Origin of the sequence: Pseudomonas sp. NPDC089422 (genome assembly GCF_044749405.1) — a bacterium.
Taxonomy (GTDB): Bacteria; Pseudomonadota; Gammaproteobacteria; order Pseudomonadales; family Pseudomonadaceae; genus Aquipseudomonas.
This window is the reverse complement of sequence record NZ_JBIVHW010000006.1, coordinates 371,343-389,350: the sequence shown is the minus strand read 5'-3', so window position 1 is coordinate 389,350 and position 18,008 is coordinate 371,343. Positions and strand designations below refer to the sequence as shown.

Sequence of the window (18,008 nt, the reverse complement as noted above, 5' to 3'; positions counted from 1 at the left end):
GAGCCTATGCCTCGCATCGAACAGGATTTCGTGATGGTTGCCTCAGCCCTACCCGCCAAGATCAAGAACATCGACAAGCTGCTGGTTCACTGCCAGCGCCGCCGCTACACCGCCAAAAGCAACATCATCTGCGCCGGTGACCGTGCCGAAACGCTGTCGTTCATCATCAAGGGCTCGGTCACCATCCTGATCGAAGACGACCAAGGTCACGAGATGATCATCGCCTACCTCAACAATGGCGATTTCTTCGGCGAGCTGGGGTTGTTCGAACCGGCAGGCGGCGAGCAACAGCGTAGCGCCTGGGTGCGCGCCAAGACCGAGTGCGAAGTGGCAGAGATCAGCTACGACAAGTTCCGCGAACTGGCCCGCCAGGACCCGGAGATTCTCTACGCCCTGGGCAGCCAGATGGCTCAACGCCTGCGCAATACCACGCGCAAGGTCGGCGACCTGGCCTTCTTCGATGTCACCGGCCGCGTGGCCCGTTGCCTGCTCGACCTGTGCAAGCAACCGGATGCCATGACCCACCCGGACGGCATGCAGATCAAGATCACCCGCCAGGAAATCGGCCGAATCGTCGGTTGCTCGCGGGAAATGGTCGGCCGCGTCCTCAAAGACCTCGAAGAACGCAGCCTGGTGCAGGTCAAGGGCAAGACCATGGTGGTCTACGGCACCCGTTAATCCTTTGGCAGGGCCGCCAGCACGTCGTTGTAGGCCAGGGACAGGCGCTCGAACCAGGGCGCCTCGGGCGCCACTTCGTGCAGGGCAATATGGCTGTCGGCGCGACAGCGCTGCTCCAGGTCACAGCATTCATTGAAGCGGTTGACCGCCGCGACCATTGACTCGCGCTCGTTGTCCAACAGCAGCGCGCCATGCACCAGCACCACCGGGCGTTTGCCACCCAGGCCCTGGCGCCAGCGCTGGGCCGTGCCGACCAGCTTGCGGCCATTGAGGTTGACGTTGTAACGGCCATCGCAGAAGGCACCGTCGATTTCCCCCACCGACGCGACACCGCCCCACTCGCGCAACACATCGCACAGTGGCAGACACAGGCGCTCATAGGCGCTTTCGATGCGGCCATGGTCACCTTCGCTGCGCGGGGCCACGTAGACCAGCGCTACGTTCACCGTCGCGTGCGACTGAGGCACCGGCTCGCCACCCGTTTCACGCAGCAAGACCGGCCAACCGGCAATCGCCAGCTCCGAACAGGCGGCTTCGAAGTTGTCCAGCCGGCTCATGCGCCGCGGCATGACCAAGGCGTGATCGGTGGGGCGCCAGAACAGCACGCCAGAATCGCGTTCGCCTCGACAGACGGCGGCCAACAGCTCCTGCTCGGCCTGCAGGCCCTGCTCGACGGTAAGGGCCAGGGGTTGATCGGTCATTGATCCACCTTTGAAGTTGGGTTCACCGGCCTCTTCGCGGGCTCGCCCGCGAAGAGGTCATAACAGGCATACAAAAAAGCCGGCATAAAGCCGGCTTCGATTTTGATCAGTCCAGAGGCTGAACAGTCTTCTTTACCTGATCCGGGAAGAACAACCGCTGCAGTTCCAGCCCCGGCTGCGCGGCGCGCATGAACGCCTCACCGACCAGGAACGAGTAGACCTCGTTGATCTCCATCAACTCGACATCGGCGCGGTTGAGAATACCGCTCTCGGTAATCGCCAGGCGGTCGCGTGGAATGCGTGGCAGCAGATCGAGGGTGGTTTCCAGGCTGACCTCGAAGGTGTGCAGGTTACGGTTGTTCACCCCCACCAGCGGCGTATCGAGGGTCTTCAGCGCACGCTCCAGCTCATCGCCGTCATGTACTTCGACCAGCACGTCAAGGCCGACATCCTTGGCCACCGAAGCCAGTTCGGCCATCTTCACATCATCCAGCGCCGACACGATCAACAGCACGCAGTCGGCACCCAGGGCGCGGGCCTCGACGATCTGGTAGGGGTCGACCATGAAGTCCTTGCGGATCACCGGCAGCGAAACTGCCGCGCGGGCCTGCTGCAGGTACTCGTCTGCGCCCTGGAAGTAATCCACATCGGTCAGCACCGACAGGCAAGTTGCCCCACCCTTCTCGTAGCTGACGGCGATCTCCGCTGGCACGAAGTTCTCGCGGATCACGCCTTTGCTCGGCGAAGCCTTCTTGATTTCGGCGATCACCGCCGGCTGCTTGCGCTTGGCCTGCTCGATCAGCGTATTGGCAAAGCCACGGGGGGCATCGGCTACCTTGGCCAGACGCTCCAGTTCGGCAAGGCTGACGCGCGCGCTGCGCTCGGCCACTTCCTGGAACTTGCGGGCGATGATCCTTTCCAGCACCGTCGGCACACTCATGCTTCGTTCTCCACCTTGAATACTGCAGTAAAGGCGCCCAGTTCCTGCAGCTTCTCCCAGGCCAGCCCGGTGTGCAGGACGTCGTGGGCCAGTTCCACGCCGCCCTTCAGGCTCATGGCATGGTCAGCGGCATACAGCGCCGCGCCGGCATTGAGCACGATCATTTCGGCGGCCTTCTGGCCGTTTTCGGTCTTGCGCCGGCCCAGGGCATCGCGGATCAGCTCCAGCGACGCCTGTGGGTTTTCGACCGCCAAGCCGTGCAGGCTCTGGCTCTTCATGCCGAGGTCTTCGGGTTCGACCCAGTATTCAGTGATCTCGCCGTTCTTCAGCTCGGCGACAAAGGTTGGCGCCGCCAGGCTGAACTCGTCCAGGCCATCCTTCGAATGCACCACCAGCACATGCTTGCTGCCCAGGCGCTGCAGCACCTCGGCCAGCGGACGGCACAGCGCCTGGGTGAACACGCCGACCACCTGGTGCTTCACACCGGCCGGATTCGTAAGCGGGCCGAGCATGTTGAACAGGGTACGCAGCCCCAGATCGCGACGCGGACCAGCGGCATGCTTCATAGCGCTGTGATGGCTCTGGGCGAACATGAAGCCGATCCCCAGGCTATCGATGCAGCGGGCGACCTGGGTCGGGGTCAGGTTCAGGTAGATGCCAGCGGCTTCCAGCAGGTCGGCGCTGCCGCTCTTGCCCGATACCGCGCGGTTGCCGTGCTTGGCAACGGTACAGCCGGCGGCAGCGAGGACAAACGACGAGGCGGTGGAAACGTTGAAGATGTTGGCGCCATCACCACCCGTGCCAACGATGTCGACCACGCCATCAAGGCTTTTCAGTTCGACCTTGTCGGCCAGCTCGCGCATCACCGAGACCGCGCCGACGATCTCGTCGATGCTCTCGCTCTTCATGCGCATGCCTATCAGGAAGGCGCCGATCTGCGCTTCGCTGCACTGGCCAGTCATGATCTGGCGCATGACATCGCGCATTTCATCGGTGCTGAGGTCCAGGTGGCCGACGATGCGGCTCAACGCACTCTTGATATCCATGATCGATCCTTAGCGGCGGCCGCCGGTCTGCTTGAGGAAGTTGGCGAACAGCTCGTGGCCCTGCTCGGTGAGGATGGACTCGGGGTGGAACTGCACCCCTTCGATATTCAGGGTCTTGTGGCGCAGGCCCATGATCTCGTCGACCGAACCGTCTTCATGGGCAGTCCAGGCGGTGACTTCCAGGCAATCCGGCAGGGTTTCGCGCTTGACCACCAGCGAATGGTAGCGGGTCACCGTGAGCGGGTTGTTGAGCTCGGCAAACACGCCAAGGTCGCGGTGGTGCACCGGACTGGTCTTGCCGTGCATGACCTGACGGGCACGCACCACATCACCACCAAAGGCCTGGCCGATGGACTGGTGGCCCAGGCATACGCCGAGGATCGGCAGCTTGCCGGCAAAATGCAGAATGGCTTCGATGGACACGCCTGCTTCGCTCGGCGTGCACGGGCCAGGGGAGACGACGATGCGCTCGGGGTTGAGGGCTTCGATCTCGGCGATGGTCATTTCGTCATTGCGAATGACCTTGACCTCGGCACCCAGCTCGCCAAGGTACTGGACGACGTTGTAAGTGAATGAGTCGTAATTGTCGATCATCAGTAACATCGGGCTAAACCTCTAGAATCTACTGACTTTAAAAAACGAACCTTCCTACACCGACCATAGGCACGGCTTTGCCACGAAGGGCGGTCGCTAAACGGACAGGAAGGCAAACGGGGACGGGCCGGACGGGCCGGCAGGAGATAAAGTCAGGCGCGCCAACGCCAACGGGCGTGGGCCTTGATAACGCGCATCAAGAGTTTGCTGACGATCAACACAAGATAGGTCTCGCTCATACTTGCACGCACAGTAGCCTACCGGGGCGGCGGGCGCAATATGCCCGTAAACACGGGGAAACGAATGGACTTGGGAGGGATGCGCGGCAATTTGCTAAGGTCGATCGGGTTGTCCTGATAAAAACAAAGAAAAGGATGTTCTGTGATGCGAAAAGCACCGTTGTTGCGTTTTACCTTTGCCTCATTGGCCTTGGCCTGCAGCCAGGCCTTCGCAAGCCCTTCGCCCTACTCCACCCTGATCGTGTTCGGCGACAGCCTGAGCGACGCCGGGCAGTTTGGCGGCATGCGCTTCACCAACCGCGATGCCAATGGCAACTATGCCCCGGTGTCACCGATGATCCTTGGAGGGCGGCTGGGAGTGAGCCCGACTGAGCTTGGCCCTTCCACCTCGCCCGTCAACCCGGCGCTGGGGCTGCCCGACGGCAACAATTGGGCGGTCGGCGGCTACACCACCCAGCAGATCCTGGATTCGATCACCAGCACGTCCGAGACCATCATCCCGCCTGGGCGCCCCGGCGCCGGGCAGGTACTGCGGGAGAAGCCGGGCTATCTGGCCAACGGCTTGCGCGCCGACCCGAACGCCCTTTACTACCTGACCGGTGGTGGCAACGACTTCCTTCAAGGCCTGATAAACAGCCCGGCCGACGCCGTGGCTGCCGGTGGTCGCCTGGCCGCCAGTGCTCAAGCCCTGCAGCAGGGCGGCGCCCGTTACATCATGGTCTGGCTGCTGCCCGATCTGGGGCAGACACCGAACTTCAGTGGCACGCCACAGCAGAACCCGCTGTCACAGCTTTCCAGCGCATTCAATCAGTCGCTGCTCAGCCAGCTGAGGCAGGTCGATGCCGAAATCATTCCCTTGAACATACCCATGCTGCTGAGCGAGGCATTGGCCAGCCCCAGTCAGTTCGGCCTGGCCACCGGCCAGAACCTGGTTGGCACCTGCTACAGCGGCGAAGGCTGCGTGGAAAACCCGATTTATGGCATCAACGGCCTGACGCCCGACCCGAGCAAACTGCTGTTCAACGATTCGGTGCACCCTACCATCGCCGGGCAGCAACTGATTGCCGACTATGCCTACTCGATCATTTCCGCGCCTTGGGAGCTGACCCTCTTGCCGGAAATGGCCCATGCCAGCCTGCGCGCGCATCAGGACGAACTGCGCAACCAATGGCAAACGCCCTGGCAGGCGGTCGGCCAATGGCAAGCCTTTGTCAGCACTGGCGGCCAGGACCTGGACTTCGATGACCAGCACAGTGCTGCCAGCGCTGACGGCCATGGCTACAACCTGACCCTGGGCGGCAGTTACCGGCTCAACGACGCCTGGCGCCTGGGCCTGGCCGGCGGCATATACCGGCAGAAGCTGGAGGCCGGTGAACAGGACTCTGACTACAAGCTGGACAGCTACCTGGCCAGCGCCTTCGCCCAGTTCCGTCAGGACCGCTGGTGGGCCGATGCCGCGCTGAGCGCCGGCCATCTGGATTACCGCGACCTCAAACGCACCTTTGCGCTTGGCGTCAACGACCGCAGCGAGAAGGGTGACACCGATGGCGAGGCCTGGGCGTTGACTGCCCGGCTGGGCTACAACCTGGCGGCCGACACCAGCAGATGGCAACTGGCACCTTTTATCAGTGCTGATTATGCGCGGGTGAAGGTCGATGGCTATGACGAGAAGAGCGGGCGCTCGACAGCCCTGGGCTTCGATGACCAGGAGCGGACTTCACGGCGCCTGGGCGTTGGGTTGCTAGGCAGCGTGCAGGTATTGCCGAGTACCCGGCTGTTCGCCGAGGTGGCCCAGGAGCATGAGTTCGAGGATGACCAGCAGGATGTGACAATGCATCTGACGACATTGCCCGCGAATGACTTCACCTTGACCGGATATACGCCCCATAGCGACCTGACCCGGGCGAGCCTGGGGGTGACTCATGAGCTGGTGACGGGGGTGCACCTGCGCGGGAACTACAACTGGCGCAAGAGTGATGAGTTGACGCAGCAAGGTGTAAGCCTTGGGGTCAGCGTGGACTTCTAGATCCATGGGGCCGCTATGCGGCCCCAATCGATTTACTTGGCGGTAGTCTGCTCAGCCAGCGCCACGGCACGGAACATCGCCCGGCGCTTGTTGATGGTCTCTTCCCACTCCAGCGCCGGCACCGAGTCGGCGACGATGCCGCCACCGGCCTGCACGTGCAGTTCGCCGTCCTTGATCACCGCAGTACGGATGGCAATCGCGGTATCCATGTTGCCGTTCCAGGCGAAGTAACCCACCGCACCACCGTAAACGCCACGCTTGACCGGCTCGAGCTCGTCGATGATCTCCATCGCGCGGATCTTCGGTGCACCCGACAAGGTGCCCGCCGGCAGGATTGCCCGCAGCGCATCCATCGCGGTCAGGCCTTCACGCAGTTGGCCGGTCACGTTGGACACGATGTGCATCACGTTCGAGTAGCGCTCGATCACCATCTTCTCGGTCAGGCGCACGCTACCAGTCGAGGATACCCGGCCCACGTCGTTGCGGCCCAGGTCGATCAGCATCAGGTGCTCAGCGATCTCTTTCTCGTCCGAGAGCAGGTCGTCTTCCAGCGCACGATCGGCCTCCTCGGTGGCCCCACGCGGACGGGTACCGGCGATCGGGCGCACGGTGACCAGGTTGTCTTCTACCCGGACCAGCACTTCCGGCGAGCTGCCGACCACATGGAAGTCGCCGAAGTTGAAGAAGTACATGTAAGGCGTCGGGTTGAAGCAGCGCAGCGCGCGGTACAGGTCGATGGGTGCCGCCTTGAAGTCGATCGACATGCGCTGCGACGGCACGACCTGCATGCAGTCGCCGGCCAGGATGTATTCCTTGATACGTCCCACCGCGTTCTCGTAGTCGTCACGGGTGTAGCTGGAACGGAATGCCGGCTCGGCAGCCATCGGCCCGCTCAAATCCAGGCCACGGCGAGGCGTGATGGGTTGGCGCAGTTTCTCCAGCAGGCCTTGCAGGCGTGCCTGGCCTTGCTCGAAGGCCTGCTCTTCAGCCGGGTCGACCAACACGATGGCGTGCATCTTGCCAGCCAGGTTGTCGAACACCACCACCGCGTCGGAAACCATCAGCAGGATGTCCGGCACGCCCAGCGGGTCCGGGTTGGGGCTGGCGCCCAGGCGCTTCTCCACGTACCGCACGCAGTCATAGCCGAAGTAGCCGACCAGGCCGCCGTTGAAACGAGGCAGGCCGGGGATGTCGGCGACCTTGTAGCGGTCCTTGAAGCTTTCGACGAAGGCCAGCGGGTCCTCGACGTCGTGGCTTTCCACTTCCACGCCATCCTGCAGGATGCTCACGTGGTAGCCATGCACGCGCATCACGGTGCGCGACGGCAGGCCGATCATCGAGTAACGGCCCCACTTCTCGCCGCCCTGCACGGACTCGAGCAGGTAGGAGTTGGCTTGGTCGGCCAGTTTCAGGTAGATCGACAGCGGCGTGTCGAAGTCGGCCAGGGTTTCACAGGCCAAAGGGATGCGGTTGTAGCCGGTAGCGGCCAGGCGCAGGAATTCTTCGCGGGTCATGGGTAGCCTCGTGGCAAGCAGCAATGGGGGTCGGGCAAGCGGACGGGCCGGCAGGCGCCGGCGGGCATAAGTCAGGCGCGCCAGCGCCAACGGGCCAGGGCCTTGATGACTTTCATCCAGAATTTGCCAGTGACCGCCACGGTGGACTCTCTGTCTTGGGAGGCTTGAAGGTCCGCCAACGTTATCCCAGTGGCCGGGTCTGCGCAACCGGGCAGCAGTGCGCGCAGGTCGTCGACCACCAGGCTGGGGGATTCCTCGGTGATCGGCCGGCCATGGTTGTAGCCGTAGGTGAGGCCCACGCATTGCACACCGGCCGCCTTGGCCGCCAGTACATCGCTACGCGAATCGCCGACGAACAGCGACTGCTGCGGGCTGACCCCGGCCATCTGCATGACGAACAGCAGCGCCGCCGGGTCGGGTTTTTTCTGCGGCAAGGTATCGCCGCCGATGATCCAGCGGAAATAACGGCCGATCTTCATCTGGTCCAGCAATGGTGCGACGAAACGCTCCGGCTTGTTGGTGATCAGCGCCATTTCCACACCCTGCTTCTGCAGCCAGCGCAGGGTGTCCTTCACACCGGGGTAGAGCACGGTGAGCGCATGGCTTTCGGCATAGGCGTCCATGAACAACGCCAGGCCCTTTTCCGCCAGCGCGTCGTCCACGGCATCATGCTCGATACCACCGGCCAGGGCGCGGCGCACCAGTACCTGGGCACCATTGCCGACCCAGTGGCGTACTGCCTCCAGGCCTGCAGGTGGGCGCCCCAGTTCGAGCAGCATGCGGTCCACGGCAACAGCCAGGTCCGGCACCGAGTCGATCAGGGTACCGTCCAGATCGAACATCACCAGCCTGGGCAGCGTCCCCGGGAACAGCTGCTCGAAGCCACTCATGGGCGGGCCTGGGCCAGTTCGGCGCGCATCTTGGCAATGACTTCCTGGTAGTCCGGGGCGTTGAAGATCGCCGAGCCGGCCACGAAGGTGTCAGCGCCAGCGGCGGCGATTTCGCGGATGTTGTTGACGTTGACGCCGCCGTCGATCTCCAGGCGGATGTCGCGGCCACTGGCGTCGATCAGCGCGCGGGCTTCACGCAGCTTGTCGAGGGTGCCGGGGATGAACTTCTGCCCGCCGAAGCCTGGGTTGACGCTCATCAGCAGGACCATGTCGACCTTGTCCATCACGTATTTCAGGGCGTCCAGGCTGGTGGCCGGGTTGAACACCAGGCCGGCCTTGCAGCCGCCGTCCTTGATCAGTTGCAGCGAGCGGTCGATGTGCTGCGAGGCTTCCGGGTGGAAGGTGATGTAGGTGGCGCCGGCCTCGATGAAGTCGCCGATGATGCGGTCGACCGGGCTGACCATCAGGTGCACGTCGATCGGCGCGGTCACGCCGTACTTGCGCAGCGCGGTGCAGACCATCGGGCCGATGGTCAGGTTGGGTACGTAGTGGTTGTCCATGACATCGAAGTGGACGATGTCGGCACCCGCCGCCAGAACCTTGTCGACGTCTTCGCCCAGACGGGCGAAATCGGCAGAGAGAATGGAGGGGGCAATAGCGTAGGGCTGCATGGCGCACCTGTTGGCAGAATCACGGTGGCGCGCATTGTAACTCAGGGAAGCGGATCGGGGCTGATTGGTATCAAACCCCGACCACACCCTTGCTTCAGGCAGGCTGTTGAGTCCTGAGTTTCTCACTGCGCCCGCGCAGCCACTCCAGGGTCAGCAACAACACTACCGAGAAGGCGATCAGCAAGGTCGCCGCCGCCGCGATGGTCGGGCTGAGGTTCTCGCGAATGCCGCTGAACATCTGCCGCGGCAGGGTCGCCTGCTCAGGCCCGGCGAGGAACAGCGTCACCACCACTTCGTCGAACGACGTGGCAAAGGCGAACAGCGCCCCCGAGATCACCCCAGGGGCAATCAGCGGCAAGGTCACCCGACGGAAGGTCAGCAACGGCGAGGCACCGAGGCTGGCTGCCGCACGTACCAGGTTGTAGTTGAAGCCCTGCAAGGTCGCCGACACGGTGATGATGACGAACGGCACACCCAGCACCGCGTGCACCAGGATCAGCGAGATGAAGCTGTTGCCCAGGCCCAGCGGGGCGAAGAACAGGTAGCTGGCTACGCCGATGATCACCACCGGCACGACCATCGGCGAAATCACCAGTGCCATCACCAGCGACTTGCCCGGGAAGTCACCACGGGTCAGGCCGATCGATGCCAGCGTGCCAAATACCATGGCCAGCACCGTAGCCGCTGGCGCGACAATGATGCTGTTCTTCAGCGCCCGCATCCACTCGGGCGAGGCAAAGAAGTCGTGGTACCACTGCAGCGAAAACCCCTGCAGCGGGTACACCAGGAAGCTGCCGCTGTTGAACGACAGGGGCACGATCACCAGTACCGGCAGCACCAGGAACAACAGGATCAGGCCGCAAAGGATGCGCAGGGTGTAGAACCACACCCGCTCGACGGGCGACATGTAGGGGCTCAGCATCTCAAGGCTCCTCAGCTCAGGCGCAGGCGGCTGGCGCCGACCAGCCAGCTATAGATCAGGTACAGCAGCACGGTCGCCAGCAGCAACAGCCCGCCCAGCGCGGTGGCCATGCCCCAGTTGATGCTGGTGTTGGTGTAGAAGGCGACAAAGTAGCTGACCATCTGGTCGTTCGGGCTGCCAAGCAGTGCCGGGGTGATGTAGTAGCCGATGGCCAGGATGAACACCAGCAGGCAACCGGCACCGACGCCGGCGTAGGTCTGCGGGAAATAGACCCGCCAGAAGCTGGCGAACGGGTGGCAGCCCAGCGAAATCGCCGCACGCATGTAGCTTGGCGAAATGCCTTTCATCACGCTGTACAGCGGCAGGATCATGAACGGCAGCAGGATGTGCACCATCGAGATGTACACGCCGGTGCGGTTGAACACCAGTTCCAGCGGCTGGTCGATGATGCCCATCGCCATCAGCGCGCTGTTGATCAAACCGCCGGACTGCAGCAGCACGATCCAGGCGGCCACCCGCACCAGGATCGAGGTCCAGAACGGCAGCAGCACCAGGATCATCAGCAGGTTGCTCTGCCGGGTCGGCAGGTTGGCCAGCAGGTAGGCCAGCGGATAGGCCAGCACCAGGCAGATGGCGGTGATCACCACACCCATCCACAGGGTGCGGGCAAAGATATCCAGGTAAATGGCCTGGTCGGGGGTGGCCTTGGCCAGCTCGCCGAGGTCATCGATACGGTGGTCGAGCGAAGCCAGCAGGTAGAACGAGGTCACCGAACTGGTATTGCGCCGGATCGCCTGCCAGTAGGCCGGGTCGCCCCAACGCTCGTCGAGCGCCTGCAAAGCGTCTTTATAAGAAGCAGGCTCGGCCTTGAACGGCAACGCCCGGGCAGTCTTGGCCAGCAGGCTGCGGTAGCCGGCCAGCTCCATGTTCAGGCGCTTGGAGAGGTCGCCCAGGGTCTGGTTCTTGCGCGACTCGGCCAGGTCCTGGCTCAACGCCTTGTAGACGTCCTCGCCGGGCAGGCTTTTGCCGTCCCACTGGCTGATCACCTCGACCGTGCGCGGCAGGCCGCCGACCACTTCCGGGTTGCCGACGCTCTTGTACAGCAGCGCCGCGATCGGCACCAGGAACACCAGCAGGAGAAACAGCGCCAGCGGCGCTATCAACGCCTGCGCCTTCCAGCGGTTGACCCGCTCGGCATGCTTGAGGCGCTGCTTGAGACTTGGACCTGCGCCTTCGTTGAGGGGCACTGCAATGGCCATGGCGAACTCCGCGATACAGGCTGAAATTGGGGCTGCTGCGCAGCCCCGCTTCCCGGTTTCTTACTTCTTCGCCGCCCAGGCGTTGAAGCGTTGCTCCAGCTGCTCGCTGTTGTCGGCCCAGAAGGCCACGTCGATCTGCACCTGGTTGGCGATGTTCTCAGGCGTGGTCGGCATGTCTTTCTTCACTGCATCGGCCAGCAGCGGTACGGCCTTGGAGTTGGCAGGGCCGTAGGCGATGTTCTCGGAGTAGGTCTTCTGCTGCTCTGGCTGCACGGTGTAGGCGATGAACTTCTTCGCCTCTTCCACATCCTTGGCGCCTTTCGGGATCGCCCAGGCATCGAAGTCGTAGATGCCGCCGTTCCACACCACCTTGAGGTTGCTCTCTTTCTGCACTGCAGCGATGCGGCCGTTGTAGGCCGAGCTCATGACCACGTCACCCGAGGCCAGGTATTGCGGCGGCTGGGCACCGGCTTCCCACCACTGGATGCTTGGCTTGAGCTCGTCGAGCTTCTTGAAGGCGCGATCCACGCCCTCCTTGGTACCCAGCACCTGATACACGTCCTTCGGCGCAACGCCGTCGGCCATCAGGGCGAATTCGAGGGTGTACTTGGCGCCCTTGCGCAGGCCACGCTTGCCCGGGAATTTCTTGGTATCCCAGAAGTCGGCCCAGCTGGTGGGTGCGGTCTTCAGCTTGTCGGCGTTGTAGGCCAGCACCGTGGACCAGACGAAGAAGCCCACGCCGCAAGGCTGGATGGCGCCCTTCACATAATCGGACTCGTTGCCGAACAATTTCGGGTCGAGCTCTTCGAACATGCCTTCGTCGCAACCCCGGGCCAGCTCTGGTGACTCCACCTCCACCAGGTTCCACGACACGCTGTTGGTGTCGACCATGGCCTTGACCTTGGCCATTTCACCGTTGTACTCGCCTGCGACGATCTTGCCCTTGCCGGCCTTCTCCCATGGCTCGTAGAACGCCTTGACCTGGGCCGCCTTGTTGGCACCACCGAAGGAGACCACGGTCAGGTCCGCCGCCATGCTCTGGCCAGCGGCGCACAGGCCGAGGGCCAGGGCGGTCAGTTTCAACTGCTTGCGCATTATTATTCTCTCCACAGTACAGGGTTGGTGAAGCAATCCATCAGTGGGCTTCGGCAATCGGATCGAGCGCGCGGGCGTGCTCCACCTCCCAGCCCAGCGGTACCACATCGCCCACGGCCAGCGCCGGGTCGAGCTCGGCGATCGGCTGCTTCACGAAGAAGTCGGCCTTGCCGCAGACTTCCAGGCGCACCCGTACGTGGTCGCCCAGGTAGATGAACTCGGCCACGCGGCCGGAGAAACGGTTGACGCAGCTTTCGCTGTGGCCGTTGAGGCGCACGCGCTCGGGGCGCACCGACAGGGTCACCGGCTCGCCGGCCTGGCCGACGTTCACCGCCAGCGCTTCGACCCGCTCGCCGCGGGCCAGCTGCACCTGGCAACGGTTGCCGTCGCTGGCCAGCAGGGTGCCGTTGATGCGGTTGTTCTCGCCGATGAAGTTGGCGACAAAGGTGTTGCAGGGTTCTTCATAGAGGGTGCGCGGGTCGGCGATCTGCTGGATCTCGCCCTGGTGGAACACCGCCACGCGGTCGGACATGGTCAGCGCCTCTCCCTGGTCGTGGGTCACGTAGACCACGGTCACGCCCAGGCGCTGGTGGATGTGCTTGATCTCCATCTGCATATGTTCGCGCAGCTGCTTGTCGAGGGCCCCCAGCGGTTCGTCCATCAGCACCAGCTGTGGTTCGAACACCAGTGCCCGGGCCAGCGCCACACGCTGCTGCTGACCGCCAGAAAGCTGGCCGGGGTAACGCTTGGCGAAGGCATCGAGCTGGACCATGTTCAGCACCCGCTTGACCCGCTCACTGATGTCGGTCTTGCTCAGACCGCGCACGGTCAGTGGGAAGGCCAGGTTCTCGGCCACGGTCATGTGCGGGAACAGTGCGTAGTTCTGGAACACCATGCCGATGTCGCGCTTGTGCGGCGGCACGTTGTTGATCGAACGCCCGGCCAGCTGGATCTCGCCGGCAGTGGGGGTTTCGAAACCCGCCAGCATCATCAGGCTGGTGGTCTTGCCCGAGCCGGAGGGGCCGAGCAGGGTGAGGAATTCACCCTTGCGAATGTCCAGGTTGAGGTCTTTGACGATCAGCGACTCGCCGTCGTAGCTCTTCTGCACACCACGGAAGCTGACCAGCGTCTCGCCGGTGGCAGCGTTCGAATTCGCCTCGCTCATGCCTGCACCTTCTTGTTGGAATGACTGCGTAGGCAAAAGAGTAGAAGAGCCGCAAGCGCCCGGAAATCGGCGGTGCTGAGAGAATGCCATCATCCCGATGGAAGATTTTCTGTAGGGCGATCCCTACAAGGATGTCGCAATCAGACCAGCTTGTGCTCCATGGCGTACTTCACCAGTTCCGCCAGCGAATTGACCTTGAGCTTCTGCATCAGCCTGGCCTTGTGGGTGCTGATGGTCTTGCTCGACAGTGCCAGCTGCTGGGCGATGTCGTTGACGTTGGCGCCCTGGGCCAGGCGCTCGAACACCGAGAACTCGCGCTCCGACAACAGCGTGTGCAGTGGCCGGGTTTCGGTCAGGCCTACCTCGAAGACCATGCGGTCGGCCAGGGCCGGGTCGATATAGCGCCCGCCGCCTGCCACCCGGCGAATCGCCGTGAGCAACAGTGCCGGGTCGCTGTCCTTGGTCGCATAGCCCGCAGCGCCAGCTTTCAACGCACGGGCCGCCATCTGCGCCTCATCATGCATCGACAGCATCAGGATCGCCGGGGCATCGTGCAGCGCGCGGATACGCGGGATCGCCTCCAGGCCATTCACCCCCGGCATGGAGATATCCAGCAACACCACCTCGCAAGGTGTGTGGCGCAGGGTCTCGAGCAATTGCTCGCCATTCCCGGCCTCACCCGCCACCTGCATGTCCTTGGCCAGGCCGATCAACTGCTTGATGCCTTCCCGGACAATGGTGTGGTCTTCGGCCACCAGCACTCGAATCACGCTCGCTCTCCTACTCCAAGGGAATGGCCACGCTCAGGCTGGTGCCCTCGCCTGGTTCACTGTCCAGCGCCATGCTGCCACCCAGCATCAGCACCCGCTCACGCACGCCGACCAGGCCAAACGACGTGGGCCTGGGCTGGTCCCGGCAGAACCCGGTGCCATCGTCACTGACGGTCATGCGCAGTTGCCCGTCTTCACGCACCAGCTCGATCTCGACGCTGTGCGCCTGGGCATGGCGCATCACGTTGGTCAACGCCTCCTGCAGGATGCGGAACAGGCCGGTGGCCTTGGCATCGCTCAATGCTGGCAGATTATCCGGTACCTGTACCAGACAAGGTATCTGCGTGCGCGCTTCGAAGCGCCGCGCCTGCCATTCGATGGCCGAGGCGATGCCCGCATCGAGGATCGGTGGACGCAGCGCGGTGGCGACGTCGCGCACCAGCTGGAAAAGCTGGGCGATCAGGCGCTTCATGCTGCCCAGGCGCTCGTGCAGGCCAGGGTCCAGTTCGGCAAATGCCAGCTCGCACATCGACACTTCCAGCTTGAGCACGGTCAGCATCTGCCCCAGCTCATCGTGCACTTCGCGGGCGATGCGGGCCTTTTCTTCTTCGCGCACGCTCTCCAGGTGCGCCGATAGTTCGCGTAGCTGCTCCTGCGACTGGGCCAGCGCCAGTTCGGCGCGCTTGCCTTGGGTGATGTCCCAGACGATACCGTCCCAGGCCACCCGGCCATTGGGCAAACGCCGGGCACTGGCCTTGATGTCGGCCCAGCGCTGCTCGCCCTGGCGGGTGAGGATGCGCCCTTGCCACGACCAGTCCTGATCGCTGGCAATGGCCAGGTCCTGCACCTGGTGGTAGTCAGCCCGATCGTCTGGATGAACGAGATTGCGCAAACCCATCAGTGGGTGCTGGATCTGCGCGGGCGTGTAGCCGACCAGTGCCTCGCTGCCCTCGCTGATGTATGGAAATTCCAGCTCACCTTCGGCAGGCGCGGGCTCAAGGCGGAACACCAGGCCTGGCACGTTGCCGGCGATGCCCTTTAGCCGCGCCTCGCTTTCGCGCAAGGCCGCCAGGGCGCGATGGCGCTCGGTGACATCGGCGAGGTACACCACCAGGTATTCGGCATCGCGAAAACGCAGGAAACTGAGCGACAGCTCCACCGGCAGCAAGCTGCCGTCGGCGCGCCGGCACTGGGTTTCGAATTGCCGGGCACCGCCATCGCCGGCACGGGCGCCCTTCCACAGTTCAAGCCAGCGATCCATGGTCAGGTTCGGCTCGAAGTCGATCAGCGGGCGCTCCAGCAGCTCGGCCTCGGCATAGCCGAGCATGTGCTCCACCGCATGGTTGGCGTAGCGTACATGGCTGTCCCAGTTGACCCAGAGAATGCCCACCGTGCTCTGATCGATGGCGAACTGGCTCAGGCGCAGCGCCTCTTCGCGCCCCTGCCGCTCGGTCAGGCTTTCCCGCGTGGCCAGCAGGCTGCGCTCCAGCTGACGTTGCTGCCGACGCTGCCACACCAGCGTGGCCAGGGCGCACAGCAGCAACATGCCGAACAGCAAGGCCAGGTTCTGCCAAAAGCCAGGCGACTCGCTCAAGCGTGGGTATTTAGGCTGCAACCAGCGCTGGTGAAGTTGCTCCAGTTCCTTGGCCGGCATGGCCTGCAGCCCGCGTTCGAGCACATCGGCAAGCACCGGCAAGTCGCGTCGCGAACCCACTCGCAGCAACTGCGGCAAGCCGATATCTCCCACCACCACCAGCTCGGCAAACTCACTTTCCCGTGACAGCCGACTCAGCTGTGCCTCATCGAGCACGGCGTAACTGGCCTGGCCACCGACCACCAGTTGCAAGGCTTCGCGCTCGCTGGGCACGCCCTGAAGATTGAGCCCGCTGTAATTGCCGCGCAGATAGTCGGCAAGGACGCTGGGCATGCGTACGGCCACGCGGGTTTCGCCATCGAGTTTTTCCAGCTCTACCGCCATCGCCCCAGTACGCGGCCCCACCACCAGCTGCGGTACCCGCATGTAAGGGTCGCTGAACAGCCACAGGCGCAGGCTGGCCGGTGTTTGCGTCAGTCCTGGGGCGAAATCGATCTCCCCCGCCTGCAAGGCATGTTCAAGGCTTGCCTGGTCAGCGAAATTGCGCCAGGTAAGATCCAGGCCCAGCGCTTGCCCCAGCCAGTTGACCAACTCGACGTTGGCGCCGTAAAGCTGCTGCAGGCGGCGGTCGAACTGCGCGTAGGGCGCCTGCAGCACCAGGCCGACACGCAGGCTGCGATGACTGTCGAGCCATTGCTGCTGGGCAGGCTCCAGCGTCACCGTTGACGGCACTTCCGGCCGTGCCAGGGCGATCAAGGGCAGGCACAACCAGCCGATAACCAACAGGCGACGCAATCGCTTCATCTACACGCTCGTCTTGGCAAGGGCGGCCATGCAGCATGGCCGCCGCGGGCAAATACTATTAGGCTGCCGGTATCATTCTGGCCTTGGGTTGATTCATGTCCACACTTTATCGCACGACGCTGGCAATGTGCTGCCTGGCCTCGCTTCTACCACTCGGCGCCCTGGCCGCTGACGCCGCCAAGCCGGAGGCTGCAGCCGAGGCGCCCGCCGCCCCGGCGCCACGCCCGCCCCTGCTGGAGCGCAGCCAGGAGGACGCCCAAGCCCTGGAGCGCCTGGTGCCAAAAGCCGAACAACAGACCCTGCAGGCCGGAGCGGACAGCTTCCTGGCCCTGTGGAAGCCGGCCAACGACAGCGATCCGCAGGGTGCCGTGATCATCGTCCCTGGCGCTGGCGAGAATGCCGACTGGCCCAACGCAGTCGGCCCGTTACGGCGCAAGTTCCCGGATATCGGCTGGCACAGCCTGAGCGTGAGCCTGCCCGACCTGCTCGCCGATGCCCCGCAGGCGCGGGTAGAGGCCAAGCCGACGCCAGCGCCTGAGAAGAAAGCAGGCGAAACCGCACCGGCCAAGGACACCCCCGCCGACGCCAATGCCAACATCGCCCAGGCCACCGCCACCGACGCCGATACCGCAGAAAGCACCGACGCCGAGCAAGCCAGCGAACAGAACGACGTGGCCGACGCCGAACGCATCTTCGCCCGCCTGGATGCTGCCGTGGCCTATGCCCAGCAGCACAACTCACGCAGCATCGTGCTGATCGGCCACGGCAGCGGCGCCTATTGGGCAGCGCGCTACCTGAGCGAAAAGCAACCGCCGCAGGTGCAGAAGCTGGTGATGGTTGCCGCACAGACGCCGGCCCGGGTCGAGCACGACCTGGAAAGCCTGACGCCAACCCTCAAGGTACCGACGGCCGACCTCTACTACGCCACCCGTACCGGTGACCGCACTGCGGCAGCACAGCGCCTGCAGGCCAGCAAGCGGCAAAAGGACAGCCAATACAAGCAGCTGTCATTGATTGCCATGCCGGCCAACAAGGACGGTGAACAGGAGCAGTTGTTCCGCAGGGTTCGGGGCTGGATGAGCCCGCAACATTAATTCCAG

The 18,008-nt window shown here is 63.7% G+C and carries 16 protein-coding genes; 3 read left to right on the top strand and 13 right to left on the bottom strand.

Annotated elements, in window-relative coordinates; all coding sequences use genetic code 11:
- Window positions 1–33 precede the first annotated feature (33 nt).
- Window positions 34–678, top strand: a complete 645-nt coding sequence (gene crp / locus ACIPZ8_RS14305) for a cAMP-activated global transcriptional regulator CRP (protein ID WP_400724072.1) — start codon at window positions 34–36, stop codon at window positions 676–678.
- On the opposite strand, the gene ACIPZ8_RS14300 is transcribed toward crp, so the two are convergent.
- The 4 genes from ACIPZ8_RS14300 to ACIPZ8_RS14285 all read right to left on the bottom strand — a co-directional run bounded on the left by ACIPZ8_RS14300 (window position 675) and on the right by ACIPZ8_RS14285 (window position 3,968).
- Window positions 675–1,379 (bottom strand): biotin/lipoate A/B protein ligase family protein, encoded by a 705-nt coding sequence (locus ACIPZ8_RS14300; RefSeq protein WP_400724070.1) that lies wholly within the window; start codon window positions 1,377–1,379, stop codon window positions 675–677. The genes crp and ACIPZ8_RS14300 overlap by 4 nt on opposite strands.
- 106 nt (window positions 1,380–1,485) lie before the next feature.
- Window positions 1,486–2,319, bottom strand: a complete 834-nt coding sequence (gene trpC, locus ACIPZ8_RS14295; RefSeq protein WP_400724068.1) for an indole-3-glycerol phosphate synthase TrpC — start codon at window positions 2,317–2,319, stop codon at window positions 1,486–1,488.
- Window positions 2,316–3,365, bottom strand: coding sequence for an anthranilate phosphoribosyltransferase (gene trpD, locus ACIPZ8_RS14290; protein WP_400724065.1), 1,050 nt, complete (start codon window positions 3,363–3,365; stop codon window positions 2,316–2,318). The genes trpC and trpD overlap by 4 nt, the downstream gene beginning before the upstream one ends.
- 9 nt (window positions 3,366–3,374) lie before the next feature.
- Window positions 3,375–3,968, bottom strand: coding sequence for an aminodeoxychorismate/anthranilate synthase component II (locus ACIPZ8_RS14285; RefSeq protein WP_054885201.1), 594 nt, complete (start codon window positions 3,966–3,968; stop codon window positions 3,375–3,377).
- A gap of 375 nt (window positions 3,969–4,343) precedes the next feature.
- On the opposite strand from ACIPZ8_RS14285, the gene estP reads away from it, so the two are divergent.
- On the top strand, window positions 4,344–6,224 hold the full coding sequence (gene estP / locus ACIPZ8_RS14280) for an esterase EstP (RefSeq protein WP_400724062.1): 1,881 nt from the start codon (window positions 4,344–4,346) through the stop codon (window positions 6,222–6,224).
- A 32-nt stretch (window positions 6,225–6,256) separates the two neighbouring features.
- On the opposite strand, the gene trpE is transcribed toward estP, so the two are convergent.
- The 9 genes from trpE to ACIPZ8_RS14235 form a co-directional block, all read right to left on the bottom strand.
- The gene (trpE, locus tag ACIPZ8_RS14275; RefSeq protein WP_400724059.1) at window positions 6,257–7,738 is read right to left on the bottom strand and encodes an anthranilate synthase component I; all 1,482 of its coding nucleotides are present in this window, start codon (window positions 7,736–7,738) and stop codon (window positions 6,257–6,259) included.
- 71 nt (window positions 7,739–7,809) lie between these two features.
- Window positions 7,810–8,628: a phosphoglycolate phosphatase gene (locus tag ACIPZ8_RS14270; protein ID WP_110639263.1), complete on the bottom strand. Its 819-nt coding sequence runs from the start codon at window positions 8,626–8,628 to the stop codon at window positions 7,810–7,812.
- Complete coding sequence (gene rpe, locus ACIPZ8_RS14265) at window positions 8,625–9,299, bottom strand: ribulose-phosphate 3-epimerase (protein ID WP_027917448.1); 675 nt, start codon at window positions 9,297–9,299, stop codon at window positions 8,625–8,627. The genes ACIPZ8_RS14270 and rpe overlap by 4 nt, the downstream gene beginning before the upstream one ends.
- A gap of 94 nt (window positions 9,300–9,393) precedes the next feature.
- Window positions 9,394–10,221 (bottom strand): ABC transporter permease, encoded by an 828-nt coding sequence (locus tag ACIPZ8_RS14260; protein WP_400724055.1) that lies wholly within the window; start codon window positions 10,219–10,221, stop codon window positions 9,394–9,396.
- 11 nt (window positions 10,222–10,232) lie between these two features.
- Window positions 10,233–11,480, bottom strand: a complete 1,248-nt coding sequence (locus ACIPZ8_RS14255; RefSeq protein WP_103448737.1) for an ABC transporter permease — start codon at window positions 11,478–11,480, stop codon at window positions 10,233–10,235.
- A gap of 60 nt (window positions 11,481–11,540) precedes the next feature.
- Window positions 11,541–12,575 (bottom strand): ABC transporter substrate-binding protein, encoded by a 1,035-nt coding sequence (locus ACIPZ8_RS14250; RefSeq protein WP_400724051.1) that lies wholly within the window; start codon window positions 12,573–12,575, stop codon window positions 11,541–11,543.
- Between the two features lie 40 nt (window positions 12,576–12,615).
- Window positions 12,616–13,740 (bottom strand): ABC transporter ATP-binding protein, encoded by a 1,125-nt coding sequence (locus ACIPZ8_RS14245; RefSeq protein WP_400724048.1) that lies wholly within the window; start codon window positions 13,738–13,740, stop codon window positions 12,616–12,618.
- A gap of 140 nt (window positions 13,741–13,880) precedes the next feature.
- The gene (locus ACIPZ8_RS14240; protein WP_054885209.1) at window positions 13,881–14,510 is read right to left on the bottom strand and encodes a response regulator transcription factor; all 630 of its coding nucleotides are present in this window, start codon (window positions 14,508–14,510) and stop codon (window positions 13,881–13,883) included.
- A gap of 10 nt (window positions 14,511–14,520) precedes the next feature.
- On the bottom strand, window positions 14,521–16,908 hold the full coding sequence (locus ACIPZ8_RS14235) for a PAS domain S-box protein (protein WP_400724045.1): 2,388 nt from the start codon (window positions 16,906–16,908) through the stop codon (window positions 14,521–14,523).
- Window positions 16,909–17,003: 95 nt separating this feature from the next.
- Between ACIPZ8_RS14235 and ACIPZ8_RS14230 the strand changes: the two genes are divergently transcribed.
- Complete coding sequence (locus ACIPZ8_RS14230) at window positions 17,004–18,002, top strand: alpha/beta hydrolase family protein (protein ID WP_400724043.1); 999 nt, start codon at window positions 17,004–17,006, stop codon at window positions 18,000–18,002.
- Window positions 18,003–18,008 lie beyond the last annotated feature (6 nt).